Here is a 13,633-nt window from a genome sequence, read left to right as displayed (position 1 = left end):
TAAGAAAGATAGAAAAGGAATACCCTGATCTTATTCACTGACCGCAGCCTCGCATAATAAGCATTCATCTGTGAAAGTCATTTTGCTGGATACCTTTCGCCCAGAGACGCAACATCTGTGTTAGCGGTATTTGATGAATAAGGCAGGCGTCAAGCTTTATAAGCAATAACCAAAAGGTTTCGCAAGGAGGATAAGACGTTACCTTTGCTAAATTCTCTTACAAATATTTTAGCATCAAGGGGTTCCTTTACGTGTTGAAAAAATAAAATAAGTTTTGTAAACAACGGCGGATTGTTGCTTACAAAACTTATTATACGAGGAGGATGTTATGTCTGCACCGCTTTATTATCTAGCAGGTGATTTTGAACCTTACCGGTCGCTGTTTTTGCAACAATCTTGCCATATATACCATTATAAAACTGGAGATGTCATATTTGAGTCGCATACGGAGTGGGACAGCATGATGTATCTGACCTCCGGAACGGTTAAATTATCAATCATACAAAATGATAAAGAAAAATTACTTGCATTTTATAGTGCGGGATACCTAATTCCGTATTATATTCCTGATGAAGTGAAGATATCGCATCTTATCCAGTTTACAGCAATCTCGGATGTAACAGTTTTAAAAGTTAGTAAACAGGATTTTGAAGAATTACTCACACAAGATTCCAAGTTACGAAATGAGATATATTTGTCGGCTTGGAAGTTGCTCCATTTGTTAACGCATGAGCTAGAAAGTCAATCCTTTGATTCTGGGCTTGAGAAGGTTGCTACTTTCTTATACACATACTTTGAAAATACTGGACACGTACTATTCGAAATATCTACTCGTGATCTTCAGTCCTTTGTTGGGCTGAATCGGACGAACACAAGTAAATATCTTTCTTTTTTAACTCGTGCGCATGTAATAGAAAAAGAAAGAGGTGTTATTAAAATAGTAGCACCGGAAAAACTGAAAAATTTTTGTTCAGAGCGGGTAATCCGTTGTGATATTGTACCATCAAAATATATAGCGCACAGTACAGTCGCCGAAGAAAATAAATGGCAGGCAATCTACTCCAGAGATGCAACCTACGATGGAGTTTTCTGGTATGGTGTAAAAAGCACGGGGATATTTTGTATTCCTTCTTGCAAATCTAAGCCCCCTCTAAGAGAAAATATAGAATATTTCGATTCACCAAAGGAAGCACTGGATGCTGGTTATCGTGTCTGTAAACGTTGCAGGCCAGATATTTTCTCCTACAATCCCAATAGGGAGCTTTTAAGACAAGTTCGGGATTATCTTGATGAACATTTTTGCGAAAAAGAAACTGTTAAAAAGTATTTAAAAGATTTATCAATGGATTCAAAATACCTAAATAAACTTTTTAAAATGCAGTATGATATTACACCCCATGCGTATGTTCAGGAGAAAAGATTTGAAAAAGCAATACAGCTGTTAACCGAAAGCGATATGAGTATTTTGGACATAGCACTTTCTTCTGGATTTAATAGTATGTCGAATTTTTATAGTATGTTTAAAAATTACTATGGTATGTCTCCTACACAATACAGACAAAGTGAAAAAAATGAAAGATAAGGAAATCCATTAAGCTTGTCGAACCTCGTAATTGGTGTAAGATAGGAGCACCAATGGCGAGGTTTTTCTTATGCTGTGTATTGTATAAGGATAAAAATTCACTGACTGATAATATTTTTAAAAAGAATAAAGCCAAACAAAATAGTAAAGGACACTGGTTTGGTGGCGGTTGTAATAAAATATAACCTTGCATTTTGTAGCAAGAGGGATAAAATAGTACTGTTAGAGACAATAAAGACGATTTAAAATAGTAGCAGAGACAGGTGAGTCAGATGACTGGACAAAACAAAAAAATAACGGGGATATTGCTTACTCTGTTAGGGGGAGGCTTTTGGGGTCTATCAGGTGCTTGCGGACAATATTTATTTGAATATAAGGGAGCTACCTCGGAGTGGCTGGTTCCTATTCGCCTATTATTAGCGGGATATGCCATGCTTGCTTTTTTTCTGATAAAGGATAGAAAATCGACTCTTAGTGTTTGGAAGACAAAGAAAAACGCAATAGATATCATTTTTTACGGTCTTGCCGGAATGATGTTATGCCAATATACATATTTTGCTACCATAGAGAATTCCAATGCGGGAACGGCAACGGTCATACAATATTTATCACCTGTTATGATTATGGCTGTCGTGTGCTTTATGGAAAAGAAATTACCTAATATAGCAGAATTAGTGGCAATGGCTTGTGCACTGCTTGGCGTGTTTCTTATTGCGACGCATGGAAATATTAATCAAATGATAATTTCAAAGGAGGCTTTGTTTTATGGATTGAATACCGCTATAGCTGTTGTTATCTATAATCTGCAACCTAGGAATTTAATGAAGCAATTTAGCACGCCTCTTCTTATCGCATGGGCTATGGTAATTGGAGGAACGGTACTTTGTATTATTTTCAAACCTTGGATTTATTCGCCAATAATTGATTTAGAAGCTGTAATGGCGTTGACTGCAATTATTCTATTTGGTACCATAGTATCTTTTTGCTTCTATATGCAAGGGGTGAAGTTGATTGGAGCAACTCATGCAAGCATGTATGCCAGTGTTGAACCTGTATCAGCAGCGTTGCTATCTTTTTTGTGGCTGAAGGTTTCATTTGAGATAGTAGATTTTGTAGGATTTGCGCTTATTATATTGACAATATTTATATTGGCACTAGCTTCCAAGGGAGATATTCTAAATGCAAAGATAAAGCAAAATGTATAAGGTGAAAATATAGAAGAATTGGCATTTATATAAGAGAAGCTACCGTAATAAATTAGGTCGTAATTTATTATGGTAGCTTCTCTTTAGTTGACACCGAGCGGTAGACCGATAATTAAGAACTGATTGGTATTAAATGGGACAAGGAACCTGTCCCTGGTCTCTAAATAATGAGAAATCCAACACCTAATTAAAACTGAAAGATGCTGTAGAATTTAAGTTCATTCTACAGCATCTTTCACAACATTTCTACGTTTGCTTTTTGCAGGTGTTCAATTCCTGACTTGAAATCATCACTATTGATACCGGTCATTTGTGATTACTGATCATGCCCTATGTCGATGTTTTCTTCACCGGGGATGATCTCAATATTTGTAATCAAATCATCTGCAATCGTGAAGAAGTAATAGAAAATGTGTGGGCTGCTTGGGAAATTCCCACTGACTATGGAAGTAACAATAGTTATCCCATATTTTTCTTCAACTGCTGTGACTTCGGACTTTAGCTTAAATTCATCATTGCTGCCGCCGCGCCATTTCTTTATCGCTTCCAGTCCATTAATATGTTTGTTTTCTCCTACATCGTGAATATGTGCATCTTTTGCGATACACGTTCCCAAAACGCTGCTATCATTGGAATTGATTGAATTCATATAAATTGAGATGGAGTCTGCAAGTTTCGTATTCATGGTTATCTCCTTTTTGGGCAAAATGCCTTTCATTGTTTGCTGGGCAGCTACACCTTTACGATCTCCAGCAATTTTAATTATATCAGGTGAACATGACAACTATATGTCATATTTGATTGATATAGAATCAACATTTCGTGCGATATGGAATTGGTTGATGGTAGTAACCGTCCCCTCGCCCTTACGACGAACTCCTGCAAAGCAGCTTGCAGGAGTTTTGTGATAAGCAATGATGATTACTTTTTTTTAGCTGTAGTTTTATGAAGTTCTCCCCACTCACACATTGCCTCCAAAATAGGGATTAGCGATTTTCCACGTGCAGAAAGGCTATATTCAACTTTTGGCGGGATTTGTGGATATTCGTTTCTAATAATTAGTTCATCAGCTTCTAGCTCTTTTAGTGAAAGACTTAACGTTTTGAAAGATACTGAACCAATATAACGCTTCATTTCATTGAAACGGACAACACCAAAAGCAGTAAGATAGTATAAAATTGTTATTTTATATTTTCCATTGATTAAAGATAACGTATAACTGAAACCTGTATTTTCTAACTTGGCTTGTTCAATGCTTTCTATACTCATATTTAAGCTCTCCTCTAAGATAGTACCTAACATAAATGTACGTACTTGATTAAAAAATAATACTCTAATAAAATCATAGTAAAGCATGAATGATGTGTCAAGTGAGGGATATTTTTTAATTGGAGGATTTGATATGAAGATTTATTCAATTAACAGTGGACCGTGAGAATACTGTAACTCGTGAAGTGTTGATACAACAAAAATTCAATAAATATGGCATCTTAAGGAGGATTCAGTTAAATGAGCAGAGCAACAATAAAAGACTATGAAGAAATTATGAAAGTGCTAAATGCGTATGTCCAAGGAGGGGTTTTAGGCAAAAGCGAAGTGATGAAACCTAGTTTTCATAAAAACGCTACTATATATGGATATGAACAAGATGTTGGTTTAAGTGGAGGTTCTATACAAAATTTATATAATGTTGTTGATGAAAGTGGACCTTCAGAGAATCTTAAAGCAAGGATTGATATCCTTGCTATTGAGGGCACGATCGCTTCCGCTCGTATAGTTTTAGAGAATGTGTATGGCGCGAACTATACTGACTTTCAACATTTGCTTAAAATAGACGGTGAGTGGAAAATAATTTCAAAAATATACCATCAGCATTTCTAGAGTGAAATAAACATGGAATGGATAGCGCATTATTTGCAGGATTTACAGCTTATGCTATGTAGCAATCTTTTTCTGATGTCACTTCCTGCCGGGCAGCTAGGCGTATAATAGGGCAAGATAATAGGCAGAGGTAAATAGAAAGTAAAAGGATTTTTCTGTATAAAATTATAATTTTACTATATCAAGGTTGTTTCATGTAAAAAAATCAAAAAAGATGTGAGGTGATTAAATGGATACAATATCATCTATCGTAAATCGTAGAAGTATCAGATCCTATACATCAAAAAAAGTAAGCCCTAATGATATTACTAAAATATTAACAGCTGCTAACTGGGCACCATCGGGAAATAATCTTCAGCCGTGGAGATTTTCTGTCGTCATGAATGATGAACAACTACTCAAAAAGCTTTCCTCACTTACAGTCTACCATAGCTGGGTGCAAACGGCTTCCTGCTTGATAGCAGTCTTCCTTGATAAAAAAGTAATCGATCCGAACATTCACGGTATTTATCTCAAACACGTGCAAGCCATAGGAGCAGCAATACAAAATATGCTGCTTGCAGCCCATGAGCTTGGTCTGGGAAGTTGCTGGATTGGAGAGATCTTAAAAAAGGAAGATCAGGTAAAAGAACTGGTAGGAGCAGCAGATGATTTAGAACTAATGGCTGTGATATCGGTTGGTTACCCAAATAAAGCTACTACATCCAGGAGGAGAGATATTTTAGAGAATATCGTAAGCTGGTTATAGAAAAGGAGCAAACATGAGATGTCATGAGCACGGATTTATAGACAGTAACAACTATCAGCCAGCATTAGAGTTTGTCCTTGTGTCCCATACAAATGTTAGTTGTATAATTCAATATAAACTTCAGGACAATAATCTACATGTTGCTGCTGCTGATTATCTAACCACAAGGGAACTGACCATTCTTGGACATTATCAAAAGTAATAAACCACTGCACACCATTGTCATAGGAGCTAAATGAGTATGCCAAGAACGTCTATAATTCACCGATTTTATGCGTTGTACCATCATAATCAATAAAGTCTTTTATGACACGATATTTATGGCCCATATTTAAAAAGCCTCTTTGTGTTCCTATATTTGCAGCTTTAAGATTACTCCAGAATCCCAATTTTTTTGGCCCAGTCATTTGTACACCTCAATCATTTATTATAAATAACGGAAACCACCTATTATGCTCATAATACACCATGAACGATTGTCCTTATGTACGAAATTGTAGGTTTCTGGTTTGCTTTCCTTCTCCGAAAATTAAAATTCTTAATACTGTAAATATGTGCATCTTTTGCGATACACTTTCTCAAAATGCTGCTGTCATTGGAATTGATTGAATCCATATAAATTGAGATGGGCCCTGCAAGTTTCGTATTCATGGCGATCTCCTTTTGGGCAAAATGCCTTTTGTTGTTATTTGCTGGGCAGCTACACCTTTACTATTCCAGCAATTTAAATTATATCAGGGGAACATGACAACATATGTCATATTCCCCTGATATAGAGTCAATATTTCTACTTTGTTACTGTATAAAATTCAACCATTAGATTTTGGATTCAGCATCTAGTGGCTGGAGCTTCTTTTCTTAAAAACCGGCACTGGTAAGGGTGAGCTCAATGCTCGATCTGGCTTGTAAGATGTCAAGGTCTGCAAGAGGGCTTCCCCGTCCCCATGACACTGCCTCCTAAAACAGCCTGAAAATTAGGCCCTTTTGCAGTGGTCTCAACCTGTCCCCGTGTCTCTTTGAAGCTTAATGGGGCAACCGTATCACTGGTAACGGCGAAAACAACTCAACCCTTGAAATAGCAATGGTTGAGTTGTTTTGTATAATTTTATCAGCCTGGAGCGGGTTTAGAAAAAAATCGTGTTAAAAGTGTGTACTATACACTGCTGTTTTTTGTTCCGTTGCGTTAGAGTAAATATATACAGATAAGGAGGTATAGAAATGAAAGCAAAAGAAATCAAACTGCAGGACATTTTGAAAAAACGCGGCATTGACACGGGGAATATTGACAACAGGTTGGAAGCTGATATTCCTGAAGCAAAAGAAAGCTCTAAACGGCTTATGGAAACGTATTATACATTAAAAGTCACTGCCGATATGGAGGCCCCGTACTGGTATAACAGAACCTGGTGGGAAAACGACGGAGACGTAATTGAAGTCAGAAGGGCGAAGGCTATGGCTGCCTGCTTAGCCCATATGACGCCGACCATTCAGCCTTACGAAAAGCTTGTCATGAATAAGACGAAATATGTAAGAGGCGGGTTTCCTTTCCCCTGGACCACTGCAAGTTTTTTTAATGCTCAGGCTGAAGCATTAATGGCGGAAGTTGATGCGCCGTCAGAGAGTGAAGCCGACGCAGTCAGCGTGGTTGGCGACGGTGGAGGAAACGTAACGGAAAGTTATGGAGAAGTGATTTCGATTGCCAAAAAGTTTGGCATGCGCAAGGAAGATATTCCAGTGCTGGTTAAAATATCCCGACCTTGGGCAGGAATTTCAGTTGAAGAATTGAGCAATAAGTATGCAAAAATGACACCAGGGTATGACCAGTATCGGCGCATTATGGACAGTGTCATATGCATGTTTGATTCCTTTGCGATCACTCAAGGTCGTGAGGTTGCAAATTATTATCTTCCTCTGCAATATGGATTTGATAGAATTATTGAATTATGTGATGAAAAAATTGCCGAACTCATGGGAGAATCAGGTGGTGACGGAGATTTCGGCATGAGCAGGGCTTATTACTATGTAGCCATGAAGGAGATTACAAAAGGGCTAAGCGCATGGTGTGAGAACTACTCCAAACAGGCAAAATATTTAGCTTCCGTTGAGACAGATGCAGAATTAAAGGCGAATTATACAAGAATTTCAGCAGTTATGCATAATATTGCGCATAAGAAACCTGCAAGTTTCTGGGAAGCAATCCAGATGACGCTCTGCTGCCATCTGGGGGTTACTAACGAAGATGCCATGTCCGGTTTGTCCATTGGCAGACTTGGCCAAATTTTGCAGCCCTATTATGCGAAAGATACCCGCGAAGGGATAATGACCGATGAAGAGATCATAGAATTGCTTGAACTGTACCGAATCAAGATTTCTTGTATTGAATGCTTTGCCTCGGCTGGTGTTTCCGGTGGTGTTCTTTCCGGCAACACCTTTAACAACCTCTCCATGGGCGGCTTGAATTACGATGGTCTCACGGCAGTAACACCACTGGAATATTTAATTATTGAAGCAGGCATGAGGAATAAAACTCCCCAGCCGACCTTAAGCGTGCTGTATGACGAAAAAACACCCGAAGATTTTCTAATGAAAGCTGTTACTTGCACCAAGCTCGGGCTTGGCTATCCGGCATGGATGAATAATCAGGGCGGTATGAACTTTATGCTGCGAAATTACGGACCAGAAGGAATGGATCTTAATGATGCTAGAGCCTGGTGTCTAGGAGGCTGTTTGGAGTCTGCGCCGGGATGCTTTCAGCCGCTTGAGTATGATGGAAAAGTGACGATGATCCCCGGGGGAGCATCACCCAGTTGTGCTACAGGCGTTCATTTTATTGCCTTGCCGAAAATATTGGAACTGGTTTTGACAAATGGTCTGGATAAAAGAACGGGTAAACAAATCTATCCGGCACATGAGAAGAAGCTTGATTCGTATGAAACCGTGATCAGGCAATGGAAAGAATATCTTGAACTGACTACCGATGTGGTGAACCGGTGCAATAACATTCAGATGGATATTTGGCGAAAGCACGCTATGCCTGTTGTCAACTCTTTGCTGAAACCCGACTGCTTTACAAAAGGCCGACATATCGGGACAATGGGCGCCAGATACAATGCTTCGATCAATTTTGAATCTTGTGGTACGATAACCCTTGTCAATTCATTAAGCTCTGTCAAGAAAAATGTATTTGATGACAAGAAGTTTACTATTGAAGAACTGACAGAGGCACTGTTGAATAACTTCGGCTTTAAGACCGCCTTCGATACAGGGGTATTCTCACCGGATTTCAGGGAAAACACAGCAGACAGTGCCAAATATGAAAAAATCTTTGCTGCCAGTCTAAATGCACCGAAATACGGCAATGCCGATCCCTATGCCGATACGATTTTAAAAGACTACGAAAATTATATGTACGATATGCTGCGCTCATTTAAATCCTACTATGGCAAACCTTTATATCTGTGCCAGATTTCGGTGTCAACGCATGGTCCCCAAGGCTTTATTACCCTGGCGACGGCCGATGGGCGCCTTGCCGGGACAACGTATTCGGATGGATCTGTATCAGCGGCCGCGGGAACAGATAAGAACGGGTTGTATGCCATATTTGAATCGGCAACAGTTTATGACCACTCGCTGCATCAAAACTCTCAGATGAATCTAAAGCTTCATCCCAGTGCGGTACGGGGGAGCAACGGAACCCGAAAACTGCTGCAGGTCGTACGTGCTTATATGAGAAAAGGCGGATTTCATGTCCAGTTTAATGTTGTGGATTCCAATACATTAAGAGAGGCTCAGAGCACGCCGGAGAAACACCGGGATCTGATGGTCCGTGTAGCCGGTTTTACACAATACTGGTGTGAAATTGGCAAACCGATACAGGATGAAGTTATTTTCAGAACTCAATATGAAGAGGCATAATGGAAATTGTTCAAAGGAGGTAAGTATGATGAGACATTATGATTGCAAAAATTATATCAATCTAGATTGTGAAAAGGGAATGTGTGCATTAAGTAAGAATTCTTTACCCATTGATGGGGATACAAGTAAGGCTTGCTCCAGTTTCAGGCAGGCTGAAAAATGCGGCAACTGTAAAAAATTCATAAATCCGGATAAGTATGGGATTGGGACATGTACGGGGCTCGAAAAAGAAAACTGGGCATATGCTACGTGCGGCGCCTTTGCCTGTCCCGGATATAAAGCCGTGTAAATAATATGATCAAAAAAGGCTTAATATTTGATATCCAGAGTTTTTCAGTCCATGATGGACCGGGATGCAGAACCAATGTATTTTTTGCAGGATGCCCGCTGCAGTGTAAATGGTGTGCAAACCCGGAAAGCTGGCTGAAGAAAAAGCATATTATGTTTGCAGATAAAGTATGCAAATGGGAAAATGGCTGCAGGGCATGCAGAAATGTATGCCCTTATGGCTCAATTCAATTTGACGCTAATGGTCGACCAGAAATTACCTGGGAGATCTGCAGGGACTGCGATACTTTTAATTGTATTGCTATTTGTCCCAATAATGCGTTGAAGCAGTGTATCAAAGAATATACGGTCGATGAGCTGGTGACCATCCTGCGACGTGACTTCAATAACTGGGGGGCTGATGGAGGCGTAACGTTTTCAGGAGGAGATCCGTTAATGCATCATGAATTTCTGATTGAAGTATTGAAAAAATGTCATGTGTTGCATATTGATACCGCCATTGAAACCAGTGGCTATGCAAAGCCGGCGGTATTTTTAGAAATAATGGAACACATTAATTTTGCATTCGTTGATGTTAAGAACATGGACAGGAAAAAACATAAAGAAGGAACAGGCGTATATAATGATATAATCCTTTCCAATATTGCATCCCTTAAAAAGTCCGGCTGGAAAGGCAGGCTTGTTCTAAGACAGCCAATCATATCAGGATATAATGACAGTGAAGAAAATGCCCATAAATTGATTAAGTTCATGCACAAAAATGCATTGTACGAAATCAATCTTTTGAAATTTCACAAGCTTGGCTTAACGAAATGGGAGCAATTGGGGAAAAAATACGAATATAGTGATCATGGAGATATGACAGATAAGAAAATGGAACATCTCCAATCGTTATATTTAGATCATGATATAGCCTGTTATGTTGGTGACAATACTTCATTCTAATATCCAATGTAAATTTTGTAGTAATTGCATTATTGTAATTACTACTTTTTTCTTATAATATAAATACCAAAGGATAACGAAAAGGAATAAAATGTATGAAACTTGATCATATACACATCTATGAATATATTCAGGAATATCTGAATGAAATAGCTGTTATAAATTATAAAAAAGGACAGTATATAACGCGTTCTGATGAGACCTTTACAGAAGTATTTTTTATTTTATCAGGGAATGTTAAGGTTGAATGTCTTACTGAATATGGAAAAGTTTTCTTAGTAGATGAACTTTCTGAAAATGAATTCGTAGGAAAATTCAGCTATATGTATGAACAAAGTCTGCTTTGCGATATTAAAGCTACCAGTGATGTTTGTCTGTTAAAAATCCACAAAGATACTTTTAATAAATTACAGGGAAATTCGGACTTTTTAAAAGTATTTTTATTTAAAACGAGTAAGAGAATATACTATATGTATAAAAAGCTAATGATGAAAAATCTATTTAGTTTGGAGGAAATGTTTGCTTTTCATTTATTAAAGAACTCTGAAAATGACAGATTTGAGTTTAAAAACATAAGCGCATTATGCGATATTTTTTCTATTAGTAGGAAGGGTTTATATAATGTGCTTAATACATTTGTAAAGAAAAACTATATAAAAAAGGACAAAAATTCAATTACTATTATAGATAAAAAGCAGTTATTTGATCTTGCCATGCATGTAAGAGCGTTTAATAGGATAAACGACAGTAAGATTAAATTTAATATTTAGAGCCATGTTACTACGGATGAAATTGATTCTATGGTACGTGAGGCGCCTAAACGTGGTGAACAAGCAATAAAAATAAAGCAAAAGCTAAAGAAAATAAACAATCTTAAATTGTGGCAGAGTCCACGTATATAATTCACTGCATGTCAAGTAAATTATATTATGAAGGTTATTAGTAAGAGGTTTTTGTTTTTGATGAAGTAGTTTAAGTAATTCAAGACCCGCACATTTCGTGCCTCTCCCTTAAATGGGACAAAATACCTGTTCCTGTAAGATATAGTACAGAAGGGTTATCCAATTTGGGTCAGAAAAACTCCGAACAATCCGTTTTATGTATAATAGGAAAGAAGGATATGAATGTCCCTGTCCCAGGGAAGATTTTTTCTATACCCATAACATAGACAATTCATCCATTTCCAAAGCATTTACGTTTTAGCTGGTTGGGAGTATATTCCCGCTTCACGTGCAAGGCTGTGATCTTTGACGATGGAATGGATAATCCTTCAAATCTATTTTTTGCAGGAGGTCCGCTATGTTAAGTAATCGCCCGGCTGTTGGCATCGATGTAGCTAAAAATTTTTGCTTTTATGCAGCCGTTTCGCCAACTTGTACTACCTTTTTAAAACCTTTTAAAGCTCTAAATACCAGACAAGGACTCCTTTTCGCCTTGGAGCAAATAAAAAAAGTAGAAGAAGCGTTTAGTAGTCAACCGGTCATCGTCCTAGAATCCACGGGTCACTACTCTCAGCGCATCGCCCACTTTTTTTGAAACAGGGTTTTGAAGTCTACCACATCAATCCCCTCATTTCTCATTCTATCAAAAATTCTGCTGTAAGAAAAGTAAAAACAGATCAAGTGGATGCACTTGAATTGGCTAAACTACCCTTTCTACAAAAACTTCGATCTACTCCTATGCCGAAAGAGCAGATCGCCAATTTGAAGGTGTTGGCGCGAACAAGATGCCATCTCAGAGAACAGCGAATCACTTCCAAAAATCAGCTTCAGACTGCAATCGAACAGGTTGCTCCTTTGTTTCCTACTATATTAAATTCAGGCTCATTAACTGCTTTGACGTTAGTAAACAAGTTTCCGTCGCCTGTGGAATGGTCGAAGAAATCCAATCGAAAAATGATTATGACGATGCTTGAGACTTTGCCTCGTCGTGGTAAGCTTTATGCCCAGCAGAAATACGAAGCTTTGCTATCGTGTGCTCAAGATGCTGAGGTCACTGGCATTTGGATAGCAGCCTATTTTAGCACAATACAACGTTATGCAAGGATAGTGCAATTTTTAGATGCAGAAATTAAAGTGATTGATGTTCAGATTAAAGAATTGTCTTCCAAAGTACCGGAAGTTGCTTTGTTAAGCAGCATACCTGGTATAGGAGATACACTTGCACCACTTATTTTGGGTGAAATAGGTGACATTGGGAGGTTTATCAACGCTAAACAGTTAGTAGCTTTTGGTGGCATTGATCCATCGGTTCGTCAATCAGGTAATTATGTGGGTATGAAGAACAAGGTAACGAAGCGTGGTTCGCCGTTTTTACGTCATGCACTTTATATTGCCGCGACTACATCGGTTCGAAAAGAATCTAAGGGATCACAAGTTAATTCTGTAATCTATGAATATTATATACGAAAAATCGAAACGAAAGCTAAGAAACAAGCTCTGGGTGCAGTGATGAACAAGCTGCTACGTATCATATTTTCAGTTTTGAAAAACAAACAACCTTTCCGTTTGATTACTCCTGATCAGCAAGTGGCAATGTATCAGAAAGTACAACAGAAGGTCGCATAATTTATGATAAGAACGGAACATTATTTCTACTTTTCTTAGGTAATGTTCGCTTGTGAGAAAGGCTTGTTTGCTATACACTTTTTTAGTTAGTTCATTTTTAGCATTTAAGACTTGACTTTAATTAGCTGGTCTATGTCTCTTCCACGAAGCCAACGCATGCCCATGACGAAAAAGAAGCGTCCCGTGCGCCAAGAAGCGCACGGAGTATAGCGGGTGAGAATCCCGCCTGGGAAGGATTAGCCATTCACCCAGTATCCAGCCTTGGGACTGAAGCGGTAACGCCAGGTCTAAGCGTAGGTAGGAAAGGTAGTAGGCCGAAAGCGTAAGCTGAAGATGTAGAATCCCGAAATTCCTCTTGGGACTGGTCGATGCATGGGACGAGCAGAAGACAATACTAGGCTTAGCGATAAGGTGAGTTAAGCTTGGCGCCCCGGGATCATAGGTCTTGGCATGCTACACAACGTTACTCCGTGTGAACTTGGGAGACCCTGCCGCCCTCCAA

At 38.5% G+C, this 13,633-nt stretch carries 15 protein-coding genes; 12 read left to right on the top strand and 3 right to left on the bottom strand.

The annotated features are described in order from the left end of the window. Positions 1 to 328: 328 nt before the first annotated feature. Positions 329 to 1,582: an Ada metal-binding domain-containing protein gene (locus BMZ99_RS24505; RefSeq protein ID WP_090944259.1), complete on the top strand. Its 1,254-nt coding sequence runs from the start codon at positions 329 to 331 to the stop codon at positions 1,580 to 1,582. Between the two features lie 272 nt (positions 1,583 to 1,854). Further along, complete coding sequence (locus BMZ99_RS24500) at positions 1,855 to 2,787, top strand: DMT family transporter (RefSeq protein ID WP_090944256.1); 933 nt, start codon at positions 1,855 to 1,857, stop codon at positions 2,785 to 2,787. Positions 2,788 to 3,103: 316 nt separating this feature from the next. On the opposite strand, the gene BMZ99_RS24495 is transcribed toward BMZ99_RS24500, so the two are convergent. Next, positions 3,104 to 3,472 carry a hypothetical protein gene (locus tag BMZ99_RS24495; RefSeq protein WP_090944253.1) on the bottom strand — a complete coding sequence of 123 codons (369 nt, stop codon included), beginning with the start codon at positions 3,470 to 3,472 and terminating at the stop codon, positions 3,104 to 3,106. On the opposite strand from BMZ99_RS24495, the gene BMZ99_RS24490 reads away from it, so the two are divergent. Further along, the gene (locus BMZ99_RS24490) at positions 3,471 to 3,695 is read left to right on the top strand and encodes a hypothetical protein (protein WP_090944251.1); all 225 of its coding nucleotides are present in this window, start codon (positions 3,471 to 3,473) and stop codon (positions 3,693 to 3,695) included. The genes BMZ99_RS24495 and BMZ99_RS24490 overlap by 2 nt on opposite strands. 13 nt (positions 3,696 to 3,708) lie before the next feature. Here BMZ99_RS24490 and BMZ99_RS24485 read toward each other — a convergent pair whose 3' ends face one another. Then, positions 3,709 to 4,056: a winged helix-turn-helix transcriptional regulator gene (locus BMZ99_RS24485; RefSeq protein ID WP_090944248.1), complete on the bottom strand. Its 348-nt coding sequence runs from the start codon at positions 4,054 to 4,056 to the stop codon at positions 3,709 to 3,711. Between the two features lie 240 nt (positions 4,057 to 4,296). On the opposite strand from BMZ99_RS24485, the gene BMZ99_RS24480 reads away from it, so the two are divergent. The 3 genes from BMZ99_RS24480 (at position 4,297) to BMZ99_RS24470 (ending at position 5,618) form a co-directional block, all read left to right on the top strand. Further along, positions 4,297 to 4,668 (top strand): nuclear transport factor 2 family protein, encoded by a 372-nt coding sequence (locus tag BMZ99_RS24480; protein WP_090944245.1) that lies wholly within the window; start codon positions 4,297 to 4,299, stop codon positions 4,666 to 4,668. A 229-nt stretch (positions 4,669 to 4,897) separates the two neighbouring features. Then, positions 4,898 to 5,416, top strand: coding sequence for a nitroreductase family protein (locus tag BMZ99_RS24475; protein WP_090944243.1), 519 nt, complete (start codon positions 4,898 to 4,900; stop codon positions 5,414 to 5,416). A 13-nt stretch (positions 5,417 to 5,429) separates the two neighbouring features. Then, on the top strand, positions 5,430 to 5,618 hold the full coding sequence (locus tag BMZ99_RS24470; protein ID WP_090944240.1) for a hypothetical protein: 189 nt from the start codon (positions 5,430 to 5,432) through the stop codon (positions 5,616 to 5,618). Positions 5,619 to 5,670: 52 nt separating this feature from the next. Here the strand turns inward: BMZ99_RS24470 and BMZ99_RS26085 are convergent, their stop codons facing one another. After that, a complete protein-coding gene (locus BMZ99_RS26085; protein WP_139214848.1) occupies positions 5,671 to 5,823 on the bottom strand; it encodes a DUF3601 domain-containing protein in 153 nt (50 codons plus the stop codon). 811 nt (positions 5,824 to 6,634) lie between these two features. Between BMZ99_RS26085 and hpdB the strand changes: the two genes are divergently transcribed. The 6 genes from hpdB (at position 6,635) to BMZ99_RS24435 (ending at position 13,131) form a co-directional block, all read left to right on the top strand. Beyond that, complete coding sequence (gene hpdB, locus BMZ99_RS24460) at positions 6,635 to 9,331, top strand: 4-hydroxyphenylacetate decarboxylase large subunit (protein ID WP_090944235.1); 2,697 nt, start codon at positions 6,635 to 6,637, stop codon at positions 9,329 to 9,331. Between the two features lie 25 nt (positions 9,332 to 9,356). Continuing rightward, a complete protein-coding gene (gene hpdC / locus BMZ99_RS24455; RefSeq protein WP_217645150.1) occupies positions 9,357 to 9,620 on the top strand; it encodes a 4-hydroxyphenylacetate decarboxylase small subunit in 264 nt (87 codons plus the stop codon). A 5-nt stretch (positions 9,621 to 9,625) separates the two neighbouring features. After that, positions 9,626 to 10,564: a 4-hydroxyphenylacetate decarboxylase activase gene (gene hpdA / locus BMZ99_RS24450; protein WP_090944229.1), complete on the top strand. Its 939-nt coding sequence runs from the start codon at positions 9,626 to 9,628 to the stop codon at positions 10,562 to 10,564. A gap of 95 nt (positions 10,565 to 10,659) precedes the next feature. Continuing rightward, positions 10,660 to 11,334 carry a Crp/Fnr family transcriptional regulator gene (locus BMZ99_RS24445; RefSeq protein ID WP_090944226.1) on the top strand — a complete coding sequence of 225 codons (675 nt, stop codon included), beginning with the start codon at positions 10,660 to 10,662 and terminating at the stop codon, positions 11,332 to 11,334. A 529-nt stretch (positions 11,335 to 11,863) separates the two neighbouring features. Then, on the top strand, positions 11,864 to 12,100 hold the full coding sequence (locus BMZ99_RS24440; protein ID WP_090944223.1) for a transposase: 237 nt from the start codon (positions 11,864 to 11,866) through the stop codon (positions 12,098 to 12,100). Further along, a complete protein-coding gene (locus BMZ99_RS24435) occupies positions 12,097 to 13,131 on the top strand; it encodes an IS110 family RNA-guided transposase (protein ID WP_090944220.1) in 1,035 nt (344 codons plus the stop codon). The genes BMZ99_RS24440 and BMZ99_RS24435 overlap by 4 nt, the downstream gene beginning before the upstream one ends. Positions 13,132 to 13,633: the final 502 nt, after the last annotated feature.

The organism is Pelosinus propionicus DSM 13327 (assembly GCF_900114615.1).
Taxonomy (GTDB): Bacteria; Bacillota; Negativicutes; order DSM-13327; family DSM-13327; genus Pelosinus; species Pelosinus propionicus.
This window is presented reverse-complemented; position numbering and strand designations above follow the sequence as displayed.

Coding starts and splice junctions, on each gene's coding strand:
- BMZ99_RS24505 (WP_090944259.1), top strand. CDS start 329: ATGTCTGCACCGCTTTATTATCTAGCAGGTGATTTTGAACCTTACCGG.
- BMZ99_RS24500 (WP_090944256.1), top strand. CDS start 1,855: ATGACTGGACAAAACAAAAAAATAACGGGGATATTGCTTACTCTGTTA.
- BMZ99_RS24490 (WP_090944251.1), top strand. CDS start 3,471: ATGGTTATCTCCTTTTTGGGCAAAATGCCTTTCATTGTTTGCTGGGCA.
- BMZ99_RS24495 (WP_090944253.1), bottom strand. CDS start 3,472: ATGAATACGAAACTTGCAGACTCCATCTCAATTTATATGAATTCAATC.
- BMZ99_RS24485 (WP_090944248.1), bottom strand. CDS start 4,056: ATGAGTATAGAAAGCATTGAACAAGCCAAGTTAGAAAATACAGGTTTC.
- BMZ99_RS24480 (WP_090944245.1), top strand. CDS start 4,297: ATGAGCAGAGCAACAATAAAAGACTATGAAGAAATTATGAAAGTGCTA.
- BMZ99_RS24475 (WP_090944243.1), top strand. CDS start 4,898: ATGGATACAATATCATCTATCGTAAATCGTAGAAGTATCAGATCCTAT.
- BMZ99_RS24470 (WP_090944240.1), top strand. CDS start 5,430: ATGAGATGTCATGAGCACGGATTTATAGACAGTAACAACTATCAGCCA.
- BMZ99_RS26085 (WP_139214848.1), bottom strand. CDS start 5,823: ATGACTGGGCCAAAAAAATTGGGATTCTGGAGTAATCTTAAAGCTGCA.
- hpdB (WP_090944235.1), top strand. CDS start 6,635: ATGAAAGCAAAAGAAATCAAACTGCAGGACATTTTGAAAAAACGCGGC.
- hpdC (WP_217645150.1), top strand. CDS start 9,357: ATGATGAGACATTATGATTGCAAAAATTATATCAATCTAGATTGTGAA.
- hpdA (WP_090944229.1), top strand. CDS start 9,626: ATGATCAAAAAAGGCTTAATATTTGATATCCAGAGTTTTTCAGTCCAT.
- BMZ99_RS24445 (WP_090944226.1), top strand. CDS start 10,660: ATGAAACTTGATCATATACACATCTATGAATATATTCAGGAATATCTG.
- BMZ99_RS24440 (WP_090944223.1), top strand. CDS start 11,864: ATGTTAAGTAATCGCCCGGCTGTTGGCATCGATGTAGCTAAAAATTTT.